Origin of the sequence: Saccharothrix variisporea, from assembly GCF_003634995.1 — a bacterium.
In the GTDB taxonomy this organism is placed as follows: Bacteria; Actinomycetota; Actinomycetes; order Mycobacteriales; family Pseudonocardiaceae; genus Actinosynnema; species Actinosynnema variisporeum.
Window position 1 is genome coordinate 3,312,113 of the sequence record NZ_RBXR01000001.1, and the last position, 20,041, is coordinate 3,332,153.

Consider the following 20,041-nt stretch of genomic DNA (forward strand, 5'->3'; position numbering starts at 1 on the left):
GCTAGTCGGAGGACTCGTCCGGGTCCCACGGGCCGGGGATCGGGAGGACGGAGTGCTTGAAGTGCCATCTGGTGCCCCGTCTACCGCCGAAGCACTCCCCGGCGGCGTACCAGGTCAGGCCGGTGCCGTCGCCGGGCGGGTCGGGGTAGTAGTACCCCGCCTGCCCGGCGCTGCCGTTGGTGCAGTCCTCGCTCATGCCGTTCTCCTCTCACGGTCCGCACGCCTGCGGTGCGGGCGGGTAGTCGTCGATCGCGCCGGCGCGCAGGGCGGCGGCGAAGTCGACCGTCGCGCCGCTGAAGTCGGCGCCCCGGACGTAGGCGCCCGCGAGGTTCGCGCCGTCGAGGTCCGCGCCGGCCAGGACGGCGTCGGTGAGGTCCGCGCCGGCCAGGTCGACGGCCTCCAGCACGGCGTTGCGCAGCGTCGCGCGGGACAGGCGGGCGCCGGCCAGCGACGCTCCGCGCAGGACCGCGCCGGCCCCGTCCGGCCCCAGCGACTCCGCCGCGTCGAGCCGCGCGCCGGCCAGCGACGCGCCCCGCAGGTCGGCGCCGATCAGCGAGGCCTGGCGCAGGGAGCTGCCGTCGAGGTTCGCGCACCGCAGCCGTGCCCCCGGCAGGAGCGCGCTGTCCAGGCACGACAGGCTCAGGTCGACCGCGCGGCCCCCGTCGAGGCGGCCGACGGCGGTGAGGGCGGCGTGGACGTCGTGGCGCGCGGAGCCCACGTCGTAGAACTCCTCCACCTCGCACGCGGGCCCGCCGCCGGTGGTGACGTGCCGCTCGCCGCGGATGAACGACGTCAGCACCGACACCACGGGCACCCGGTGCGCCTCCGAGTCCCGCGCGATCTGCTCCAGCGCGTGCACCGCGCCCAGCCGGACCTCGAACCGCGGGTGGGCGAGCTGCTCGACCGCCTTGCTGTACCGGTCGGTGACCTGCCCGCGCTCGGCGATCTCGATCTGGTCCCGCGTGGCCTGGAGGGACAGCGCCGTGAACACCAGCGCCCCCACCGCCGTCAACGCGGACACCAGCGACGAGACCTGAGCCCAGTCCCGGCGCGCCCCACGCCTCCCCCGCCTGGTCGCCACTCCCCCCACTATCGGGGCCGGTGCTCGGGGAAGCGCCACGCATCACCCGGCCGGGTGGGGAAATCGCACTCCCGAGTGGCCCACGACCGCTCTCCGCTGCACCCGGTATTCGGTGTGCGGAGCGGCACGCTCACCGCTGCGGCGATCGGGGGTTCCCGTGCGGTGCCGCCGAGCGTCGACGGGCGCTCACCGCACAGTCCTCTGTGGACCGTCGCCGGGTACCACCCGTCCGGCCCAGTCGCCGGACGTCACCGCCCGCGCCGGGACGCGGGCGGCGGCGGCGGGAATCGTGAACGGTGGTCAGCTTCGGCGGAGGGCGGAGAGGAAGGCCCGGAACGGACCGTCGCGAAAGGTCAGTTCGAGGCCGGGTTTCTTGCTGTCACGAACAACCGCGGCCGTGGGGCCGACCGCCAGCTCGACGCAGTTGTTGGCCGCGCCCGAGTACGAGCTTCTACGCCACGTCTTCTTCGTCTTCATGTTTCCTTCAGTGCGGTTGCCAGTTCTCTGATCAACGAGGTCGAGTCCGCGGGCGGGAGCGCGACCTCGCGGGCCATGTCATCGAAGTGAAGCAGGTACTTCTCGACATCGGCGGGATTGTCGACCCACTTCCCACCGCCGGCGTACTCCAGGTACACGGTGGAGGGATCGCCTTCCTCGAACAGGAGGGCGGTCGCGCCGCCACCGGACATGGTCCCGTAGGCCCCCGCGCCGAACGGGATCACCTGGATCGTGATGTCGTCTTGCCCGGACATGTCCACAAGGTGCGATAACTGCTCAATCATCACCTCTTCCCCGCCCACCACCCGGTGCAGCGCCGCTTCGTCGATCACCGCGTGCAGCCGCAACCCGGGCAGCCGGCGCTGCCTGTTCGCCAGTGCCGCCACCGCCTGCTCGACCGACACCGACGCGTCCACGAAGCGCCGGCCCGCCAAGCGGATCGCCGACGCGTACGCGGCGGTCTGCAACAGCCCGGGGATCACGATCATCTCGATCGTCCGGACCTCGCTCGCGTCCGCCTCCTGGCGCGCGTAGGTGCGCGCCTCGGGCGTGAACGCGGCGGCGTTGGCCAGCCGCGTGGAGTCCTGCTTCGCGTCCTCCCACAGGGCTTCCGCCTCGCGCCGCTCGTCGTCGCTGGCCCCGTAGAGCGCCAGCAGGGCGCTCAGCTCGGTCCAACTCGGACTGATGTACCCGTTCTCCATCCGGGACAACGTCGACTGCGTCTTGCGGGTCAGCGCGTGGTAGTCGATCTCCGTCTTGCCCGCGCGCTTGCGCAGCGCGTTGAGGAACTGCCCCAGCTTGCGCTTGCGTCGGGTTTGGACCGCTGCCATTCGCCCTCGCTCCTCGTGAAAAGACTGCGAACACCCTAGTGGTCGGGAGCGGCGATTTCAGTTCACTCGTTCGGGCTCTAAGAAGATGCATACGCACCCCATAAGATGCCACCGCCACGAGCACTGTCCCCCGCCCCCGCCGACCGCACCGGATGGACACCCGCCCCCACTACAGTCGCCACCATGTACATCTCGCAGGTCCGGCTGCGAAACATCAAGGGGTTTCACGGTGCCCGCGAAGTCGACCTCAAGCTCACCGCCCCCGGCTGGACGGTGATCGCGGGCCGCAACGGCTCGGGCAAGACCTCGCTGCTGCACGCGATCGCGCTGGCCATCAGCGGTCCCGCCGTGGCCCGCAACCTGGTCCCCGACTTCGAGAACTGGGTCACCGCCGGCGAGCGCGAAGCCGTCGCGCAGGTCCGGTTCACCCAGGACGAACACGCCGAGCGCTGGTCGGGCAAGGGCCGGCGGCCCTCCGGCGAGCTGTGGGCGGGCCTGGTGTGGACGATGCCGGAGGAGGAGGACCGGCGCGGCTACCGCGGCCTGCAGCCGTCGCTGCGGGAGAAGCTGGAGGGCAGCAAGACCGCCGCGACCCGCGGTCCGTGGCAGGACAACCCCACCGGCTGGTTCTGCGCCGCCTACGGACCGTTCCGGCGGATGGTCGGCGGCACGCCCGACGCGCAGCGCCTGATGTCCAGCCTCGGCCCGGTGTCGCGGCTGGCGACCCTGTTCCACGAGGACGCCTCGCTGGCCGAGGGCGTCGGGTGGTTGATCGAGCAACATCTGCGGTCGTTGGAACGGCGGCCGGGCGCGGAGGAGCTGAAGTCGGTCGCGCTGGGCATCCTGTCCGACGGCCTGCTGCCCGACGACTACCGCATCCGCGGCGTGGACTCCGACGGGCTGTGGGTGGACAGCGGCGGGCACCGGTTCCCGCTGCGCGAGATGAGCGACGGCTACCGCACGGTCGCCTCGCTCGTGGTGGACCTGGTCAAGCAGATCCACGAGTCCTTCGGCGCGCTGCGCACCGCGCCCACCCGCGCCGGCGGGCTGGCCCTCACCGCGCCCGGCGTCGTGATCATCGACGAGGTGGACGCGCACCTGCACGTGTCGTGGCAGAAGCGGATCGGCGGGTGGCTCAAGGAGCACTTCCCGAACATCCAGTTCCTGGTCACCACGCACAGCCCGTACGTGTGCCAGGCGGCCGACCCCGGCGGCCTGGTCCGGCTGCCCGGCCCCGACCAGCAGGAGCCGCCGCGGGTGGTGGACCGCGCGCTGTACGAGCGGATCGTCTACGGCAGCGGTGACGACGCCGTGCTGTCGGACCTGTTCGGGCTGGACACGCCGTACTCCGAGGAGGCGCAGCGGCTGCGCGCGGAACTGGTGGCGCTGGAGGTGCGGGTGATCACCGGGGAGGCGGACGACCGGACCGTGCGCCGGTACGAGAAGCTCAAGGCGCTGCTGACCAGTTCACCGGTCGCGCGCACGCGCGAGGTCGAGGCGCGGATCCAGCGGTGATCAGGCTCGTGCGCACGGACCTGCCGGACGAGGTCGCCCTGCGCTTACCGCCGTTGACACGGGAGATCGTCGCCGCGCCGGACCGGGTCCGGGTGGCCCGCGCGGCGTGGAAGCGGGCCGCGGTGCGCCGGACCGTGCACGCCCCGCTGCGCCGGCTGTTGGAGGAGATGGCGCCCGGCTACCAGCGGTGCATGTACTGCGGCGACAGCCAGGGCACCGACATCGACCACTTCGAGCCGCTGTCCCGCAACCCCGTGCGCACGTTCGACTGGCTCAACCACCTGCTGGCGTGCGCCACCTGCAACAGCAACCTCAAGCGGGACCGCTTCCCGGTGGCCGCCGACGGCACGCCGCTGCTGGTGGACCCGACCGTCGAGGACCCGTTCGACCACCTGCTGCTGACGCCGTCGCTGGGCCAGTACGTGGGGCTGACCGACAAGGGCCGGGCGACCATCGAGGTGTTCGACCTGAACCGGCCGGTGCTGACCCAGGGTCGCGAGCAGGCACACCGCGTGGTCGTGCTGGCCCTCCAGAAGTGGGTCGCGGGGCGCGAACGGGGTGCCGAGGACGAGATGCGGGAGGCGGTGCTCACCGTGCGCGGCCAGCCGCTCGCGGACGTCTGCCAGGCGATGCTGCGGCTCGCCGAAGCACCGGGAGCGGCGCGCGTGCTGGATTCGTCCGTTCTGCCCATCCTCCGCGACCCCGAACTGCGCAACGAACTCCTCATTTAAAGGGTGCGACTGAGCCAGGTGGACGTCTCCGCTTCGAACCCGTGGCGACCGTAGAAGCGACGGGCGGCGTCGTTGGGCGCCTCGGTTTCCAAGAACATCTTCATCGCGCCCGCGTTGCGCGCTTCTTCGACGAGCGCGTCGAGGACCTTCCCGCCCACGCCGCCGCCCCGGTTGCGGACGAAGAACTCGTCCAGCAGCGCGTCCCGCCCACCCGATTCCAGGGAGTAGCCCCAGGTCACCACCGCGTACCCGGTGTCGAACAGCCACACCTGGCCGTAGCGGTCGTCCGCCAGCAACGGTTCCAACGCCGCCGTCACGCGGGGTTCGTCGTAGTCGTGCCCGTCGATCTCGTAGAACTCGCGCACCAAAGGGAGGATGGTCGGGAGGTCCGATGTGGAGGCTCGCGTGATCGTCACGCGCTCCATGTTGACGTACCGTCAAGGAAACCGCTGGTCAGGGGTTAATTCCGGCTGACCGGGTGAAAAAATCGCCCAGATTGTCGTACCCCGAGGCCATGATGACCCCATGGCAGACGCAATCGTGGCCGAGGGACTGGTCAAACGCTACGGATCGGTCGTCGCCCTCAACGGCCTCGACCTCGTGGTGCCCGAGGGCACCATCATGGGCTTGCTCGGCCCCAACGGCGCCGGCAAGACGACGACGGTGCGCGTGCTCACCACCCTGCTGGAGCACGACGAGGGCAAGGCGACCGTCGCGGGGCTCGACGTCGTCGCCGACGCCAAGGAGCTCCGCCGCCAGATCGGCCTGTCCGGCCAGTACTCGGCGGTGGACGAGAACCTGACCGGGTTCGAGAACCTCGACATGGTCGGCCGGCTGTACCACCTGGGCAAGAAGCGCAGCCGCGAACGGGCGCGCGAACTGCTGGAGCGGTTCGACCTGGTGGAGGCCGCCGACCGACCGGTGAAGGGCTACTCGGGGGGCATGCGCCGCCGGCTGGACCTCGCGGGCGCGCTGGTCGCCACACCCAAGGTGCTGTTCCTGGACGAGCCGACCACGGGCCTGGACCCGCGCAGCCGGCTGGGCATGTGGGACGTCATCGAGGAACTGGTCGCGGGCGGCACCACCCTGCTGCTGACCACCCAGTACCTGGAGGAGGCCGACCGCCTGGCGGACAAGATCGCCGTCATCGACCACGGCCAGGTCATCGCGCTGGGCACCGCCGACGAGCTCAAGGCCCAGGTCGGCGGCGAACGGCTGGAGCTGTCGGTCGGCAACGCGCAGGACGCGGCCAAGGCGCGCGAGGTCCTCGGCGGGTTGGCGATCGGCGAGATCGTGGTGGACGAGCGCGGCCACCGGCTCACCGTGCCCGTGTCCGGCGGGTCGGAGGTGCTGGTCGACGGCATCCGCCGGCTGGACGCCGAGGCGATCAAGGTGCTCGACGTGGGCCTGCGCAGGCCGACGCTGGACGACGTGTTCCTCACGCTGACCGGTCACGCGGCGGAGGAGAAGCAGGAGGAGCAGGGGGAATGAGCACCATCGTGCAGGCGCTGGGTGACGGCGCGGTCGTCGCCAAGCGCAACCTGATCAAGATCAAGCGCGTGCCGGACCTGCTGGTCTTCTCGACGCTGTCGCCGATCATGTTCGTGCTGCTGTTCGCGTACGTGTTCGGCGGGTCGATCCAGATCCCCGGCATGGACTACCGCGAGTTCCTGATGGCGGGCATCTTCGCGCAGACCGTCGTGTTCGGCGCGACCATCACCGGCAGCGGCCTGGCGGACGACATCCAGAAGGGCGTCATCGACCGGTTCCGGTCGCTGCCGATGGCCAGGTCGGCCGTGCTGATCGGGCGGACCACGTCGGACCTGTTGAACAACGTCATCGTCATCGTGGTGATGTCGGCGACGGGGTTGCTGGTGGGGTGGCGCATCCACTCGTCGTTCCTGGAGGCGTTGGCCGGGTTCGCGCTGCTGCTGCTGTTCGCCTACGCGCTGTCGTGGGGGATGGCGATCGTGGGGCTGATGGTGCGCAGCCCGGAGGTGTTCAACAACGCCAGCTTCATCGCGATCTTCCCGCTGACGTTCATCGCGAACACCTTCGTGCAACAGGACAACCTGCCGACGCCGCTGCGGGTCTTCGCGGAGTGGAACCCGGTGTCGGCGGTGACGGCGGCGGCGCGGGAACTGTTCGGCAACACCAACCCGCTGTTCCCGAAGCCGGACGTGTGGTCGTTGCAGCACCCGGTGCTGACCACGCTGATCTGGGTCGTGGTGTTCCTGGTCGTGTTCGTGCCCCTGGCCATCCGCCAGTACCGCAAGGCAGTCAGCCGGTAACGCACCGCAGCGGTGGGCGGGCACCTCGCCGAGGACAACCCGCCCACCGCACCTCCACACGCCGAAAAGCCCTCCCGCGCCCGCACACGCCGAAATGTCGGTCCCCGGTGGGACAATGGAGACGGGGGCCGGAGGCCACGCCTAACGCACCCCGCCCGCTGGCACACCCCGCCCGCTGGCACACCCCGCCCGCTGGCACACCACGCCCGCTGGCACACCACGCCCGCAGCGCACCGTGCCGGCCAACGCCCACACCGCGCCAGCCCACGAGCGCCCCGCGCCGCACCTCACCAGCCCGCACCTCACCGGCCCGCACCTCACCGGCCCGCACCTCACCGGCCCGCGCCGCGCCGCGCCGCGCAGCCCCGCCCGACGCGACGCGCCAGCCCACCCGCCTCGCCAGCCCACGCGCGCCCCGCGCCGTGCGGCCCCCGCGCCGCGCCAGCCCGCGCCCGCCCGCGCCCGCCCGCGCCGCACCAGCCCGCGCCCGCCCGCCCGCGCCGCGCCCGCCCGCGCCGCGCCCGCCCGCGCCAGCCCGCGTCCGCGCAGCCTTGCCCGCACCCGCACCCGCACCCGCATCCGCACCGCACCCGCACCCGTGCCGGCGCCAGCCCGCGCTGCGCCCGACGCGTCCAGCACTGCCCCTACCCAGCCCCGCCCAGCCCAGCTGCGCCGCGCCCCGGTCCGGCCTGCCCCAGCCCGCCCCGCCCCGCCCGGCCCGGCCCGGCCCGGCCCGGTCAAATCCGATCGCGGCCGGCCACCGCCCCACCTAGCCTTGACCCCATGACCGCAACGACGATCGCCGGTTCCCGCGTGGACATCCGGCTGTGGGCCAACCCGGACGAGGTCGAGGAGCAGGCGCTGCGACAGCTGCGCAACATCTCCGCCCTCCCCTGGGCGGTCAAGCACGTTGCCGTCATGCCCGACGTGCACTACGGCATGGGGGCCACCGTCGGCTCCGTCATCGCGCTCAAGGACGCGGTCTCGCCGGCGGCGGTCGGGGTGGACATCGGTTGCGGCATGACGGCCGTGCGCACCTCCCTCCACGCCACCGACCTGCCGGCCGACCTCAAGCACCTGCGCAGCGCCCTGGAGCGGGCGGTGCCGGTCGGGTTCGCCATGCACAAGGAGCCCGTCGTCGCCCCCGACGCCTTCTGGGACGGCTTCGACCGCCTGGTGCCGACCCTCGACCAGGGCAAGGCCCTGCGCCAGATGGGCACCCTCGGCGGCGGCAACCACTTCCTGGAGGTCTGCCTCGACACCGACGACCGGGTGTGGGTCATGCTGCACTCCGGCTCGCGCGGCATCGGCAACCAGCTGGCGCAGCACCACATCGAGGTCGCCCGCACGCTGGCGCACAACCAGGCCCTGCCCGACCCGGACCTCGCCGTGTTCCTCGCGGGCACGCCGGAGATGGCCGCGTACCGGCACGACCTGTACTGGGCGCAGGAGTACGCGCGGCGCAACCGGGCGACCATGCTCGGCCTCGTCACCGGGGTGCTCCAGCGGCAGTTCCCGCACATCGCGTTCGACGAGCCGATCAGCGCGCACCACAACTACGTGTCGGAGGAGCACCACTTCGGCGAGGACGTCCTGGTGACCCGCAAGGGCGCGATCCGGGCCCGGAAGGGCGAGCTCGGGATCATCCCGGGCTCGATGGGCACCGGCTCGTACATCGTGCGCGGTCTGGGCAACCCCGACTCGTTCGAGTCCGCGTCGCACGGCGCCGGTCGGAAGATGTCGCGGACCAAGGCGCGCAAGACGTTCACCGCCGACGACCTGGCCGCACAGACCGCGGGCGTGGAGTGCCGGAAGGACGCCGGCGTGGTGGACGAGATCCCCGGCGCCTACAAGGACCTCGACACCGTGATCGCCCAGCAGAGCGACCTGGTGGAGGTCGTCACGCGGCTCAAGCAGGTCGTCTGCGTCAAGGGATAGGTGTTTTACCGTCACACGATCGAGGGAACCCGGTGGACATCCGAGCCCAAGGAGGCCACAGATGTCCACCGGCACCCTCATCGGCGTGATCGTCGTCGTGCTGGTCGTCGTGGCAGCGGTCGCAGTGCTGTCGCGATTCTTCTTGCAGCGCAAGCGGTTGCGCGAGCGGTTCGGCCCGGAGTACGAGCGGGCCGTCGAGCGCAGCGACAGCCGGATGGCTGCGGAGCGTGAACTGGTCGAGCGCGAGCGTGAGCACGCCAAGCTCGAACTCCGCCCGCTGGCACCGGTGACCCGGGAGAGCTACGCCCGGAGCTGGTCGCGCATCCAGGAGCAGTTCGTCGACACGCCGCAGGAGGCGGTCACCCAGGCGGACCGACTGGTGACCGACCTGATGGCGGAACGCGGCTACCCCACCGAGGGGTACGAGCGCCAGGAGGCGCTGCTGTCCGTGGAACACGCGAACACGCTGGAGCACTACCGCGAGGCGCACACCATCTCGCAGCGCCAGGACCGCGGCGAGGCGTCCACCGAGGACCTGCGTGCGGCCATGGTCCACTACCGCACGCTTTTCGAGGACCTGCTGGGTCGTGAAGACAACCGCAGGGAAGAAGGAGCGCGCTGATGACCGAGCGGCTGACCACCGAGGACTTCGCCAACCGCAAGCGGGACGACGAGACCACCACCGACCAGACCACCGCCGACTACCAGGAGCCCGTCGAGAACTACGAGCAGGAGCCGACGGGTTACGACCAGGAGGCGCCCGCCGACTACGACCGCGGGCAGTACGACCGCGGGCAGTACGACGAGGGCGCGTACGACACGGCGGACAGAACCGACACGCAGACCCACGCCGTGCCCCAGCAGGACCGGCAGGAACAGCAGCCGGTGCAGACCGACCAGCCGGCGCAGACGGACCAGCCGGAGCAGCAGCCGACCGGGATGCGCTCCGACGACGAGCCGCTGTTCGCTCCGGACGAGGCAGACGGGTTCCGGACCGAGTGGCGAACCCTCCAGTCCGACTTCGTGGACGACCCGCGCGACGCGGTGCGCCGTGCGGACGAACTGGTCGCCCAGGTCGTGCAGAGCCTGGCGACGACGTTCGCCGACCACAAGCGGTCCCTGGAGGGCCAGTGGCAGCAGGGTGAACAGGTCGACACGGAAGAGCTGCGGAACGCACTCCGCCGCTACCGCGCGTTCTTCGACCGACTGCTGTCCGTGTAACCGAACAAGGCACGACGAGTTCCAAGTGGAAAATTCCAAGTGGGATGTGTCCCCCCGTGGTGCGTCCGGCGACCCGGGTGCACCACGGGCGACCCCACTGGCGAAGCCACTACCCCGGCAGCTCCCGGATCTCCATCTCCAGCACGTCGATCTCGTCGCTGATGGCCTCGTCCAGCATCCGGTCGAGCAACGCCGAGCAGTCCGCGGTCCCCACCCCGAACCGCGGGACCTCCTCCCACCACACCGCCGGGTTGTTCCAGAACGAGCCGGACCCCTGGTCCACGCCCTCCAGGCAGCGCAGCCGGGAGTCGTCCTCCGGCAGCAGGCGGACGTACTCGATGAACCGTGCGAGCGCGCCGGGGTCGCGGACCGGTACCGCACCGTAGCCGCGCAGGCAGTCTTCGAGCTCCGCCAGGAACTCCTCTTTGAACGTCACGGTTCACCCCCGGTTCCCCCGCGCCGTTGCGGGTTGAGGGAGACTCACTTCCCCGAGCACCAACGATAACTCCGCAAGGGCACGAGGCGACGCCTGCCAATGGGCGGTATCCGGACACGCTTCGCTAACGTTCGGCGGCGCGGAGGCGAACAGCTCCCACCGCGACCAGGCCGGCCAGCGTGATCCCCAGCAGCAGCACGGTGGACGCCGACGCGGCGAAGACCTGGCCCCGGTCCGTCAACGCGAAGACGCTCACCGGCAGCGTCCGCCAGTCCGGCGGGTACACCATGACGGTCGCGCCGACCTCGCCCATCGACAGCGCCAACCCCAGTGACGCCGACGCCGACATCGCGGGCAACAGCACGGGCACCTGCACGCGCCACAGCACGCGCATCGGCGACGCACTCAGGCTCGCAGCCACCGCCGCCAGCACCGGGTCCACGCGACGCTGCGCCGCCGACACGACGCTGAACGTGAACGGCAGCAGGATCACCAGGTGCGCCACGAGCACGATCCACCGCGTTCCGTTGAGCAGCAACGGCGGTCGGCTGAACGCGACCAGGAGCCCGAGGCCCACCACCACCGACGGCACGGCCAACGGCAGGTGCGCCACCCCGTCCAGCACCCGCCGCACCACAAGAGGAGCACGGGCCGCGCTTAACGCCAGCCAGGTCCCCAGCACCACCGCGACCAGCGCCGCGATGACGGCCGTCTGCGCGCTGACCAGCGCACTGGCCACCGCGTCCCCGTGCACCGCGCCCGCCAGGTGCGACCCGGTCACCTCGGACGGCAGCACGCCGTTCCACGACCCGGCCACCGACGCCAGCACGATCATCGCCAGCGGAGCCAGCACGACGACCGCGAACAGCACCGCGAACACCGCGATGGCGACCGCCCGACTACGCCGCGTCCACAGCAGCACGGCCCGCTCCCTTCGCGAACAAACACCGGTGCAGCGCGTAGAGCGCGCCGGAGAACACCACGTTCACCACGGCCACCACACACGCCGCCGGGTAGTCGAACGTCACGATCGCCTTCGTGTACACCAACATCGGCAACGTGATGACGTCCTTCGCGCCGACGAACAGCACGATCCCGAACTCGTTCATGCACAGCAACAAGGTCAGGCACGCCCCGGACGCCAACGCCGGCGCCGCGTCCGGCAGCAACACCCGCCGCAGCACCCGCCACGGCGACGCCCCCAGACTCGCGGCCACGTCCAGCTGCGCCCCGGGGATCTGGCTGAACGCCGCCAGCGCCGGCCGCATCACGAACGGCGTGTAGAACGTGATCTCCGCCAGCAGCACGCCCCACGGCGAGTAGAGGAAGTCCACCGACCCGTCACCGAGCGCCGCGTTCACCACGCCGGCACTGCCGTACAGGAACGTGAACGCCAGCGCGATCAGGAACGACGGGAACGCCAGCACCACGTCCACCAGCCGCGACACCGCCCGCACCCCAGGGAACGGCGCGAACGCGATCACCAGCGCCAGGAACACCCCGAGCACCAGGCACCCGGCGGTCGCGGCGAGCGCCAGCAGCGCCGTCCGCACCACCGCGCGCTGGAACTCCGCGGACCCCAGCACGTCCTGCCAGACCTGCAACCCGACCACGCCGGAGTCGGACACGAACGACTGCCACAGCACCAACACCAGCGGGTACCCGAAGAACACCGCGAGCACCGCGACCGGCGGCACCAGCCACACCAGCCGCCGCATCACGCCACCCGCACCAGCGGACAACCGTCCGGAATGGACACTTCCACCCGCGACCCCACCGACAGCCCCTCCACGTCGGGCACCTCCGCGCGCAGCCGGTGCCCGAGCTCCAGCTCCACGTCGAGCCGGAACCCGGTCCCCCGCCACTGCACGGCCAGCAGCCGCGCCGCCAGCCCCGACCCGGTGTACGGCCGCACCCCGACCCGGTGCGGCCGGACGCTCAACGCCACCGGCCCGTCCGAGAGCCCGTCCGACGAGGCCTTCACCGCCACCGCGCCGACCCGCACCGTCTCCCGGTCCACCACCTCGACCGGGAGCAGGTTCGAGGCACCCAGGAACGACGCCGTGAACGACTCGACCGGCCGGTGGTACAGCGATTCGGTCGGCCCGACCTCGACCAGTCGCGCGTCCCGCATCACCGCGATCCGGTCGGCCAGCGCGAGCGCCTCGCCCTGATCGTGCGTCACGTACACGACGGCGGTGTCGGGCAGTTCCGCTCGCAGCCGCAGCAGTTCGGCCACCATCTCCTCGCGCAGGGCCGCGTCCAGCGCCGACAACGGCTCGTCCAGCAGCAGCACGGGCGGCCGGATCGCCAACGCCCGCGCGATGGCCACCCGCTGCTGCTGCCCGCCGGAGAGCTGGCGCGGGTACCGGTCCCGGAACCCGCCCATGCCCACCAGGTCCAGCACCTCGGCGACCCGGGCCGCGACCTCCCGGCGCGGCACCCGCCGGGCGTGCAGCCCGAAGGCCACGTTGTCGAACACCTTCATGTGCGGGAACAACGCGTAGCTCTGCACCACCACGCCGAGCCCGCGCCGGTTCGGCGGGGTGTCGGTGACGTCGCGACCGCCGAGTAGCACCCGCCCGGAGGTGGGCCGCAGGAAGCCGGCGATCGCCTTCAGCGCGGTGGACTTGCCCGACCCGGACGGGCCGAGCAGCGCCAGGGTCTCCCCCGGCGCCACCGACAGGTCCAGGCCGTGCAGCGCGACGGTCCGTCCGAAGTGGACGGACACGTCCCGCAGCTCGACGGCCGGCGTCATCGCCCGACGGCCTTGGTGTACGCGGCGACGTCGGCGTCCAGGGACTCGACGACGGCGGTCCAGTCCGGCTGCCACACCTCGACGCCCTTGAGCAGCTCCGACACCCGGCCCTCGGCGGGCACGTCGGAGCGGGTCGGCTGGCCCAGCGCGTCGGTCGGGATGGTCTTCTGCACGTCGGCCGAGAGCAGGAAGTCCAGGAACTTCTTGCCGTTGTCGGCGTGCGGGGCACCGGTGGCCAGCCCGGCGAAGTACGGGATGGCGAACGTCGAGCGCACGCCCTTGTCGTCGGCGGGGAAGAAGATCTCGAACTCGGACTTGTCGTCGCGGATCGAGGCGAGGTTCATCTGCACGTCGCCGTTGGCCACGAAGATCTCGCCCTTGGACACCTTGGGCTGGAGCTTGCCGGTCGAGGAGGACGGGCCGACGTTGTTGGCCTCCAGCTTGGCCAGGTAGTCCAGCGCGCCCTGGTCGCCGTAGACGTGCTTGAGCTGCAACAGGACCGCGGTGCCGTCACCGGCCTGGCCGGGCGTGGAGTACTGGAGCTTGCCCTTGAACCGCGGGTCCAGCAGGTCCTGCCACGACTTGGGCGCGGGCTGGGCCAGCTTGGGGTTGTAGATGAAGTCCAGGTAGTTGTTGACGACCGCGGTGTACTTGCCGGTCTTGTCGGTCACCTTGTCGGCGTCGGCGGGCGTGTAGTCGGCGAGCAGGCCGGCCTTCGCGGCGCGCTGGATGAACGGCGGCAGCGTCACCAGGACGTCGGCCTGCGGGTTGGCCTTCTCCCGCTCGGCGCGGGTGACGACCTCGCCCGAGCCGCTCTCCACGAGCTGGACGGTGATGCCGGTCTTGGCCTTGAACTCCTCGGCGCGCTTGCCGTACCAGCCCGCCAGGCCGTCCACGGTGTAGACGGTGACGGTCTGGTCGGCGGGGGCGCTGCCGCCCGCGGTGCCGCCGCAGGCGGCGGTGAGCAGCAGGAGCCCGACGGCGAGAACCTTGCGCAGCATGGCTTTCTTACCCTTCGAGGACGGCGGGGAGGTCGCGGATCGAGTCGAGGACGTGGGTCGCGCCCGCACCAGCCAACTCGGCGCGGGTCCCGGCCCCGGTGAGCACGCCCGCCACCACGCGGGCGCCCGCACGCAGGCCGGAGAGCACGTCGGAGGGGGTGTCGCCGACGACCGCCACCTCGCGGACGTCGGTCAGCCCGAGCCCGAGCACGGCGGCGAGCACCATGTCCGGGTACGGCCGACCGCGGCCGGCTTGCGCCGGGGTGGTCGTGAAGTCGGCCAGGTCGGTCCAGCCGAGGGCGGCCAGGATCCGTTCCTGGGTGGTGCGGGCGAAGCCGGTGGTGAAGGCGACCTTCACGCCCCTCGAACGAAGGTCGGTGATCACCTGCTCGGCACCGGGCACCGGCGTGCAGTGGCCGTCGTCGACGAGACCGGCGTAGGCCTCTTCGAACGCCGTGTTCGCGCGCTGGGCCAGGGTTTCGTCGTGCAGCAGGTCGCGGAACACCGTGATCTTGGACTGCCCCATGGTGGCGCGGACGTGGTCCACCATCGCGGGGGTGGCGTCGGGCAGCGCGGCGTGGAAGGCGCGCTCCACCAGCCCGTCGTCCAGCACGGTCGTGCCGGCCATGTCGAGCACCGCCAGGGCGATCACAGGCCCACCGCCTCGGCCGTGTCGAACCCGATGGCCGGCGAACACGTCATGCCGCGCCCGCCGGGCCCGGTCACCAGCCACACACCGGGCTCGACCTCGCGGCGGTGCACGACCTGGGTGGTGTCGCGGCACTGGGCGTAGACGCCGGCCCACCGGCGGGCGACGCGCGGCAGCGGGCGGCCCAGGACGGCTTCGGCGACCTCGGTCAGGTGCCGGTACGGCTCGTCCTCGGTGTCGAACGGGAACGGCTCGTCGTAGGCGTGGGTGTCGCCGATGGTCAGCCCGCCGTCCGCGCGCTGGACGACCAGCAGTTGCATGGCGTGCTCGCGGGCGGTTTCCGGCTGGGGCTGCTCGCGGTTGAGCGCGTCCAGCGCGGTGCCCCGGTAGGCCGGGTAGTAGCGGAAGCTGTCGCCGTCGGCCACGGAGGTCGTCAGCGCTTCGCCCAGCGGCTCGGTCTGCATCATCTGGAGCCGGACGCGGCGCACCGGCACGTCCCCGGCGATCTCGCGGACCAGCCCGCCCAGCCACGCGCCAGTGCAGAGGATCACCACGTCCCCGCGGTGCTGATCCCCCTGGTCGTCGACCACCTTGCCCCGGGTCACGGATCGCACCTCACGCCCCGGCAGCCAGGTGTACCGCCCGGACGCCTCCAGCGCCGCCCGCAACGCCGGCTGGGCCACCCTCGGCTCCACGGCCGCGTCCCGCTCGCACCAGAGCGCAGCTTCGAAGTCCCCCCGCAAGGCCGGGTTCAGCCGCCGAGCCTCTTCGACGTCGAGGAGCTTCAGCCCACGCTCGGCGGCGTCGTCCCGGGCAACGGTCTGCTCGGCGACTCGGACTTCCAGTGGCGTCCGCAAGACCGTCAGCGACCCGTTGGCCCGGAACCCGAGCCCCGGCACCCGCTCCCCGATCCGCTCCCACAGCTCCCGGGCGCGCAAGGCGGTGTCCAACTCCACCCCCGCCGCGCGCCCGCCGACCCAGACGAGGCCGAAGTTGCGCACCGAGGCTCCCCGGGCCTCGGGTTCCCGTTCCAGCTGGACCACTTCGTGACCGCGTTCGACGGCCTGCCAGGCGTGCATGGTCCCGAGCACGCCGCCACCGACAATGAGCACTCGCACGCCGGGAACGGTGCGTTGTCGCAGCGAACCGGCCATGTCTGCTCAGGAACGCGCAGATGAACTCCACATGTGGACTAGATGAGTTACCGCTCTGTTATCTGGCGGCTGAACTCCATGACCCAGTTGGACTCCCACGTCACGCCGCCGTCAGCGGAGAACTCCTGCTCCCAGCGCGCCGACGTGGGCGTGATGTCGGACCAGATGAAGTGCGCCTTGATCGGCCTGCCGTCGTGCTCGTCGTCGCCGTAGAAGTCGCCGCGCCCGTTGGCGAAGGTGCCCACGACCGGCGGGAACAGCACGCCGGTGCGGCTGTTGGCCCAGTAGATCGACCACTCCCGCCGCTCGACGTCGAACAGGCGGAGCGTGTAGCCGCGGCTGCCCAAGGTCGGGAAGACGATCTCCTCGGTGGTGCCGCCGCCACCGAAGATGCTCGCGCAGGTCGTGCTGCCCGGGAACTCCTCCCAGTCGTCGCTGCCGGCGAACAGCGTCTTGAGGCGCCGGTTGACCACGTTCCAAGAACCGATGAAGAAGTCGAAGTCGTTCACGGGAACGATCCTCGGCGGGCACCCCTGACATCTTCTGTCAGTGGTGCCGCGCATACTTCGTCCGGTGCGCGCGAGCCGACTGTTGTCCCTGGTCCTGCTGCTTCAAGACCGCGGCTTGCTGAGCGCGAACGCCCTGGCGCGGGAGCTGGGGGTAACCGCCCGGACCGTCTACCGGGACGTCGAGGCGCTGTCGGCGGCGGGCGTGCCGATCTACGCCGAACCCGGCCCGACCGGCGGCTACCGCCTGCTGGACGGCTACCGCACCCGGCTGACCGGCCTGACCGCGCAGGAGGCGGAGTCGCTGTTCCTCACCGGACTCCCCCAGCCCGCCGCCGAACTGGGCCTGGGCGCGCAGGTCGCCGCCGCCGAGCTGAAGCTGATGGCGGCCCTGCCCACGGCCTACCGCGAAGCGTCGACCCGCATCCGCCACCGGTTCCACCTCGACACCCCGGGCTGGTACCGGAAACCCGACGACGTGCCGCACCTGCTGACCATCGCCGAGGCGCTGTGGCAGGACCGCGCGGTCGAGGTGGAGTACCGGCGCTGGAGCCCCGAACCGGGCGTGGTCACCCGCCGCCTGCACCCGCTCGGCCTCGTCCTCAAGGCCGGTGTCTGGTACCTGGTCGCCGCCAAGGACGACCAGCCGCGCACCTACCGCATCTCGTCCATCGAGAACGCCCGCCACCTGCCGGACACCTTCACCCGCCCGGACGGCTTCGCCCTGGCCGACTACTGGCGCGAGCAGGTCGAACGCTACGAGAGCGCACACGAAACGGAGGTCGCCGTCGTGCGCCTGTCACCGCGGGGCGCGACCGCCCTCGCCGACGTTCTCGGTCCCCGGGCCGCCGACCTGGCCACCCGCACGCTCTCCGCGCCGGACCCGACGGGGTGGCGCACGGCGGAGGTCCCGTTGGAGGACATCGCCCACGCCACCGCAGGCCTGCTCCGCCTGGGTGCGGACGTCCAAGTGCTCGCGCCGGCCGCCCTGGTCGCCCACGTGGCCGAGACCGTCCACGCGATGGCGCGGCTCTACCCGGTCAGCGACCCTCGGCCCGCAGCCGGGCCACGAAGCTGAACCTGTCGCCCCGGTACAGCGAGCGCACCCGCTCGATCGGCACGCCATCGTTGTCATGGGACACGCGGTGCAGCAGCAGCATCGGCAGCGCCGGGTTCGTGCCGATCAGCAACGCCTCGCGGGGCGTGGCCAGCACGGTCTCCACCCGTTCCTCGGCCTCCGCGAACACCACGCCCAGCCGGTTGGTCAGGCACGCGTACAACGACGTCGTCGGGTCGAAGACGTCCAGCAGCGTCGGGAACCGCGCCTCCGGCAGGTACGTGGACTCCAGCCCCACCCGCTCGTCGTCGGCCAGCAACACGCGCTCCAGGTGCACCACCTGGTCCCCGCGCTCGATGCGCAGGTCCCGCGCCAGCACGTCGTCCGCCGGCAGGTGCTCGACGGTGATCACGCTGCGCGCGGGGTCCACGCCCTGGCGGCGCATGCCCTCCGTGTAGCTCACCAGCGACAGCGGCTGCACCAGCTTCGGCGGGGCCACGTAGGTGCCCGAACCCTGCCGCCGCTGGAGCTTGCCCTCCAGCACCAGTTCGCCCACCGCCTGCCGCAGCGTCACCCGGGACACCGAGTAGCGCTCGGCCAACTCCCGCTCCGACGGCAGCGCCGTGCCCTCCCCCAGCGCCTCGATGAGCCACAGCAGCTCGGTCTTCACCGCGTAGTAGCGCGGGATGCGACCGTGCTCGGGGATACCGGCGCGGACCGGTCCGTCCGCTCGGTACTGGGGAGCGAAATGCGAAGCAGGCACCCGGCGAGCCTACGACCTCGAACCCGCCGGTCAGACCGCTATCGGGGTGGGTCGCACGTCACGGGGTGATCTTGGGCGGGTCCGGGATGGCGTAACCGGACTGGCCCACGTTGGCCTCCAGTGACCTGCGCCACTCGCCGGTGTTCATCATCTTCTGGACGGCCGCCGTCACCTTCGCCTTGCCGGCCGCGTCGCCGCGGCGGATGCCGATGCCGTACTTCTCCTCGCTGAACGGCTTCCCCACCACCCGCAGCAGTTCCGGGTTCTGCGCGGCGTAGCCGGCGAGGATCACGTCGTCGGTGGTGAGCGCGTCCACCTGCTCGGCCAGCAGGGCGGTGACGCAGTCGCTGAAGTTGGGGTAGTTCACCAGTTCCACGGATCGCGCGAACTGGTCCTTCACGTACTGGGCCGAGGTCGTGTTCTCCACCGAGCACAGCCTGATCCCGGCGGTGAGCGACTCCGGACCGGTGATCCGCGTGTCGGACAACCGGACCAGCAGGTCCTGACCGGCGATGAAGTACGGCCCGACGAAGTCGATCACCTCCTTGCGCTTCTCGGTGATCGAGTAGCTGGAGACCACGAGGTCCGCCTTGCCCTCGGTGAGCAGCTTCTCGCGCTGCGAGGGGGTGGCCTCGACGAAGTGGATCTTCGACTCGTCCGCGCCCAGCTCCTTGGCGACGTACCGCGCCACGTCGACGTCGAACCCCTTGTAGACGCCGTCCAGGCGGCGCACGCCGAGACCGGGCTGGTCGTAGGCGACGGCGATGGTCAGCTTGCCGGCCGTCGCCTTGCCGACGAGGGTCGTGTCGTCGCCGGCGGAGCACGAGGCCAGGACCAGGGCGGCGGAGCACGCCAGGGTGAGGGCGCGCAGCGGTGCCAGTGCCATTCTTCCCCTTTTCGGGTCCTCGAAAGTTGTCGGCAACCTAAGCGGCGAAAGTTTTTCGGTCCAGGGTCGAGGGGAAGATAGGGCGCAGTGGATCGGTCAAGGGTGACGGTTGCGTATCGACCGCGTTAGCGCTGTAACGGCCGGGGTCGGCGCACCGGCCCCGGCCGTCGCGGCGCTCAGCAGGTGACGTTCGGGTTGAACGCTGCGAACATCCCGTCCGGGTTGTGCTTCCACACCCACGCGTGCAGGTCGTAGTGCACCGGCATGCCCGGCTCGTGGCCCGGCATGGGGCCGTCGAACCCGACGCCGAACAGGGACGGCCGGTCGGAGTCGGTGGCGAGGTCGCCGTCCGCGTCGACCTGGAAGTACTCGACGGCCACCAGGCGCCGGCCGCCGCTCGGGGTGGGCGCGTAGACGAGCAGCTCGGGCTGTTCGGGGTCCAGCCCGGGGCCGGCGAGCGCGGGGTTGAGGTAGTGGTAGCCCATGCCCGGTACGCAGTCGCCGACCGGGATGTAGCCGGCGTCCAACGCGTTGGGCAGGTAGTGGTACTGGGCGGTGGCCGCACGGACCTTCGCCAGGTCGATCTGCACTTGCACGTCGCCCGGGTGCGCGCCGGCGGGCGCGGTGGACAGGCCCAGCGCGGCCAGCAAGGCGGCCGCGAGCACGGCGGTTCGCTTCATCGTTGTCTCCTCCCGACAAGGGTGAACAGGAGATCTCCGGGGCAAG

24 protein-coding genes are annotated in these 20,041 nt (G+C 71.4%); 8 read left to right on the forward strand and 16 right to left on the reverse strand.

Annotation, left to right across the window (positions count from 1 at the left end; translation table 11 throughout):
* Position 1: 1 nt before the first annotated feature.
* The 4 genes from DFJ66_RS14540 to DFJ66_RS14555 all read right to left on the reverse strand — a co-directional run bounded on the left by DFJ66_RS14540 (position 2) and on the right by DFJ66_RS14555 (position 2,409).
* Positions 2-196 carry a hypothetical protein gene (locus DFJ66_RS14540; protein ID WP_121221656.1) on the reverse strand — a complete coding sequence of 65 codons (195 nt, stop codon included), beginning with the start codon at positions 194-196 and terminating at the stop codon, positions 2-4.
* A 12-nt stretch (positions 197-208) separates the two neighbouring features.
* Positions 209-1,081: a pentapeptide repeat-containing protein gene (locus tag DFJ66_RS14545; protein ID WP_170199399.1), complete on the reverse strand. Its 873-nt coding sequence runs from the start codon at positions 1,079-1,081 to the stop codon at positions 209-211.
* A gap of 300 nt (positions 1,082-1,381) precedes the next feature.
* Positions 1,382-1,558, reverse strand: a complete 177-nt coding sequence (locus DFJ66_RS14550; RefSeq protein WP_121221660.1) for a DUF397 domain-containing protein — start codon at positions 1,556-1,558, stop codon at positions 1,382-1,384.
* On the reverse strand, positions 1,555-2,409 hold the full coding sequence (locus DFJ66_RS14555; protein WP_121221662.1) for a helix-turn-helix domain-containing protein: 855 nt from the start codon (positions 2,407-2,409) through the stop codon (positions 1,555-1,557). Before DFJ66_RS14555 ends, DFJ66_RS14550 begins: the two co-directional genes overlap by 4 nt.
* Before the next feature lie 183 nt (positions 2,410-2,592).
* Here DFJ66_RS14555 and DFJ66_RS14560 point away from each other — a divergent pair, with 183 nt between their 5' ends.
* Both DFJ66_RS14560 and DFJ66_RS14565 read left to right on the forward strand, forming a co-directional pair.
* Positions 2,593-3,924 carry an AAA family ATPase gene (locus DFJ66_RS14560; protein ID WP_121221664.1) on the forward strand — a complete coding sequence of 444 codons (1,332 nt, stop codon included), beginning with the start codon at positions 2,593-2,595 and terminating at the stop codon, positions 3,922-3,924.
* Complete coding sequence (locus tag DFJ66_RS14565; RefSeq protein WP_211351170.1) at positions 3,921-4,655, forward strand: HNH endonuclease; 735 nt, start codon at positions 3,921-3,923, stop codon at positions 4,653-4,655. Before DFJ66_RS14560 ends, DFJ66_RS14565 begins: the two co-directional genes overlap by 4 nt.
* Here the strand turns inward: DFJ66_RS14565 and DFJ66_RS14570 are convergent.
* Complete coding sequence (locus DFJ66_RS14570; protein WP_121221666.1) at positions 4,652-5,080, reverse strand: GNAT family N-acetyltransferase; 429 nt, start codon at positions 5,078-5,080, stop codon at positions 4,652-4,654. The two genes, DFJ66_RS14565 and DFJ66_RS14570, sit on opposite strands and share 4 nt — an antisense overlap.
* Positions 5,081-5,180: 100 nt before the next feature.
* On the opposite strand from DFJ66_RS14570, the gene DFJ66_RS14575 reads away from it, so the two are divergent.
* From DFJ66_RS14575 to DFJ66_RS43490, 5 genes are all read left to right on the forward strand, one after another.
* Entirely contained in the window at positions 5,181-6,146 is a 966-nt protein-coding gene (locus DFJ66_RS14575) for an ATP-binding cassette domain-containing protein (protein WP_121221668.1), read from the forward strand.
* Entirely contained in the window at positions 6,143-6,946 is an 804-nt protein-coding gene (locus tag DFJ66_RS14580; protein WP_121221671.1) for an ABC transporter permease, read from the forward strand. Before DFJ66_RS14575 ends, DFJ66_RS14580 begins: the two co-directional genes overlap by 4 nt.
* A gap of 783 nt (positions 6,947-7,729) precedes the next feature.
* A complete protein-coding gene (locus tag DFJ66_RS14585; RefSeq protein WP_121221673.1) occupies positions 7,730-8,884 on the forward strand; it encodes an RtcB family protein in 1,155 nt (384 codons plus the stop codon).
* Between the two features lie 61 nt (positions 8,885-8,945).
* On the forward strand, positions 8,946-9,506 hold the full coding sequence (locus tag DFJ66_RS14590; RefSeq protein ID WP_121221675.1) for a hypothetical protein: 561 nt from the start codon (positions 8,946-8,948) through the stop codon (positions 9,504-9,506).
* Entirely contained in the window at positions 9,506-10,105 is a 600-nt protein-coding gene (locus tag DFJ66_RS43490; RefSeq protein WP_211351171.1) for a hypothetical protein, read from the forward strand. Before DFJ66_RS14590 ends, DFJ66_RS43490 begins: the two co-directional genes overlap by 1 nt.
* Positions 10,106-10,214: 109 nt before the next feature.
* On the opposite strand, the gene DFJ66_RS14600 is transcribed toward DFJ66_RS43490, so the two are convergent.
* The 8 genes from DFJ66_RS14600 to DFJ66_RS14635 all read right to left on the reverse strand — a co-directional run bounded on the left by DFJ66_RS14600 (position 10,215) and on the right by DFJ66_RS14635 (position 16,612).
* Positions 10,215-10,541 (reverse strand): hypothetical protein, encoded by a 327-nt coding sequence (locus DFJ66_RS14600; RefSeq protein WP_121221677.1) that lies wholly within the window; start codon positions 10,539-10,541, stop codon positions 10,215-10,217.
* A gap of 124 nt (positions 10,542-10,665) precedes the next feature.
* Positions 10,666-11,463: an ABC transporter permease gene (locus tag DFJ66_RS14605; RefSeq protein ID WP_121221679.1), complete on the reverse strand. Its 798-nt coding sequence runs from the start codon at positions 11,461-11,463 to the stop codon at positions 10,666-10,668.
* The gene (locus tag DFJ66_RS14610; RefSeq protein WP_121231173.1) at positions 11,441-12,259 is read right to left on the reverse strand and encodes a 2-aminoethylphosphonate ABC transporter permease subunit; all 819 of its coding nucleotides are present in this window, start codon (positions 12,257-12,259) and stop codon (positions 11,441-11,443) included. Before DFJ66_RS14610 ends, DFJ66_RS14605 begins: the two co-directional genes overlap by 23 nt.
* Positions 12,259-13,299 carry an ABC transporter ATP-binding protein gene (locus DFJ66_RS44995; RefSeq protein WP_121221680.1) on the reverse strand — a complete coding sequence of 347 codons (1,041 nt, stop codon included), beginning with the start codon at positions 13,297-13,299 and terminating at the stop codon, positions 12,259-12,261. Before DFJ66_RS44995 ends, DFJ66_RS14610 begins: the two co-directional genes overlap by 1 nt.
* Positions 13,296-14,300 (reverse strand): 2-aminoethylphosphonate ABC transporter substrate-binding protein, encoded by a 1,005-nt coding sequence (locus tag DFJ66_RS14620; protein WP_121221683.1) that lies wholly within the window; start codon positions 14,298-14,300, stop codon positions 13,296-13,298. Before DFJ66_RS14620 ends, DFJ66_RS44995 begins: the two co-directional genes overlap by 4 nt.
* Positions 14,301-14,307: 7 nt before the next feature.
* Positions 14,308-14,952, reverse strand: coding sequence for a phosphonatase-like hydrolase (locus tag DFJ66_RS14625; RefSeq protein ID WP_121221685.1), 645 nt, complete (start codon positions 14,950-14,952; stop codon positions 14,308-14,310).
* Positions 14,949-16,067: a TIGR03364 family FAD-dependent oxidoreductase gene (locus tag DFJ66_RS14630; protein ID WP_121231175.1), complete on the reverse strand. Its 1,119-nt coding sequence runs from the start codon at positions 16,065-16,067 to the stop codon at positions 14,949-14,951. Before DFJ66_RS14630 ends, DFJ66_RS14625 begins: the two co-directional genes overlap by 4 nt.
* 83 nt (positions 16,068-16,150) lie before the next feature.
* A complete protein-coding gene (locus DFJ66_RS14635) occupies positions 16,151-16,612 on the reverse strand; it encodes a hypothetical protein (protein ID WP_170199401.1) in 462 nt (153 codons plus the stop codon).
* A 64-nt stretch (positions 16,613-16,676) separates the two neighbouring features.
* Here DFJ66_RS14635 and DFJ66_RS14640 point away from each other — a divergent pair, with 64 nt between their 5' ends.
* Positions 16,677-17,687, forward strand: coding sequence for a helix-turn-helix transcriptional regulator (locus tag DFJ66_RS14640; RefSeq protein ID WP_121221689.1), 1,011 nt, complete (start codon positions 16,677-16,679; stop codon positions 17,685-17,687).
* Here DFJ66_RS14640 and DFJ66_RS14645 read toward each other — a convergent pair.
* The 3 genes from DFJ66_RS14645 to DFJ66_RS14655 form a co-directional block, all read right to left on the reverse strand.
* Positions 17,650-18,429, reverse strand: a complete 780-nt coding sequence (locus DFJ66_RS14645) for a GntR family transcriptional regulator (RefSeq protein ID WP_121221691.1) — start codon at positions 18,427-18,429, stop codon at positions 17,650-17,652. The two genes, DFJ66_RS14640 and DFJ66_RS14645, sit on opposite strands and share 38 nt — an antisense overlap.
* 58 nt (positions 18,430-18,487) lie before the next feature.
* A complete protein-coding gene (locus DFJ66_RS14650) occupies positions 18,488-19,315 on the reverse strand; it encodes a glutamate ABC transporter substrate-binding protein (protein ID WP_121221693.1) in 828 nt (275 codons plus the stop codon).
* A 176-nt stretch (positions 19,316-19,491) separates the two neighbouring features.
* Positions 19,492-19,995: a hypothetical protein gene (locus tag DFJ66_RS14655; RefSeq protein ID WP_121221695.1), complete on the reverse strand. Its 504-nt coding sequence runs from the start codon at positions 19,993-19,995 to the stop codon at positions 19,492-19,494.
* Between the last annotated feature and the right edge of the window lie 46 nt (positions 19,996-20,041).

Bases quoted from the DNA above. Each gene is read 5' to 3' on its own strand.
- DFJ66_RS14540 (WP_121221656.1), bottom strand. From the start codon at position 196: ATGAGCGAGGACTGCACCAACGGCAGCGCCGGGCAGGCGGGGTACTAC.
- DFJ66_RS14550 (WP_121221660.1), bottom strand. From the start codon at position 1,558: ATGAAGACGAAGAAGACGTGGCGTAGAAGCTCGTACTCGGGCGCGGCC.
- DFJ66_RS14555 (WP_121221662.1), bottom strand. From the start codon at position 2,409: ATGGCAGCGGTCCAAACCCGACGCAAGCGCAAGCTGGGGCAGTTCCTC.
- DFJ66_RS14560 (WP_121221664.1), top strand. From the start codon at position 2,593: ATGTACATCTCGCAGGTCCGGCTGCGAAACATCAAGGGGTTTCACGGT.
- DFJ66_RS14570 (WP_121221666.1), bottom strand. From the start codon at position 5,080: ATGGAGCGCGTGACGATCACGCGAGCCTCCACATCGGACCTCCCGACC.
- DFJ66_RS14575 (WP_121221668.1), top strand. From the start codon at position 5,181: ATGGCAGACGCAATCGTGGCCGAGGGACTGGTCAAACGCTACGGATCG.
- DFJ66_RS14580 (WP_121221671.1), top strand. From the start codon at position 6,143: ATGAGCACCATCGTGCAGGCGCTGGGTGACGGCGCGGTCGTCGCCAAG.
- DFJ66_RS14585 (WP_121221673.1), top strand. From the start codon at position 7,730: ATGACCGCAACGACGATCGCCGGTTCCCGCGTGGACATCCGGCTGTGG.
- DFJ66_RS14590 (WP_121221675.1), top strand. From the start codon at position 8,946: ATGTCCACCGGCACCCTCATCGGCGTGATCGTCGTCGTGCTGGTCGTC.
- DFJ66_RS43490 (WP_211351171.1), top strand. From the start codon at position 9,506: ATGACCGAGCGGCTGACCACCGAGGACTTCGCCAACCGCAAGCGGGAC.
- DFJ66_RS14610 (WP_121231173.1), bottom strand. From the start codon at position 12,259: ATGCGGCGGCTGGTGTGGCTGGTGCCGCCGGTCGCGGTGCTCGCGGTG.
- DFJ66_RS44995 (WP_121221680.1), bottom strand. From the start codon at position 13,299: ATGACGCCGGCCGTCGAGCTGCGGGACGTGTCCGTCCACTTCGGACGG.
- DFJ66_RS14620 (WP_121221683.1), bottom strand. From the start codon at position 14,300: ATGCTGCGCAAGGTTCTCGCCGTCGGGCTCCTGCTGCTCACCGCCGCC.
- DFJ66_RS14650 (WP_121221693.1), bottom strand. From the start codon at position 19,315: ATGGCACTGGCACCGCTGCGCGCCCTCACCCTGGCGTGCTCCGCCGCC.
- DFJ66_RS14655 (WP_121221695.1), bottom strand. From the start codon at position 19,995: ATGAAGCGAACCGCCGTGCTCGCGGCCGCCTTGCTGGCCGCGCTGGGC.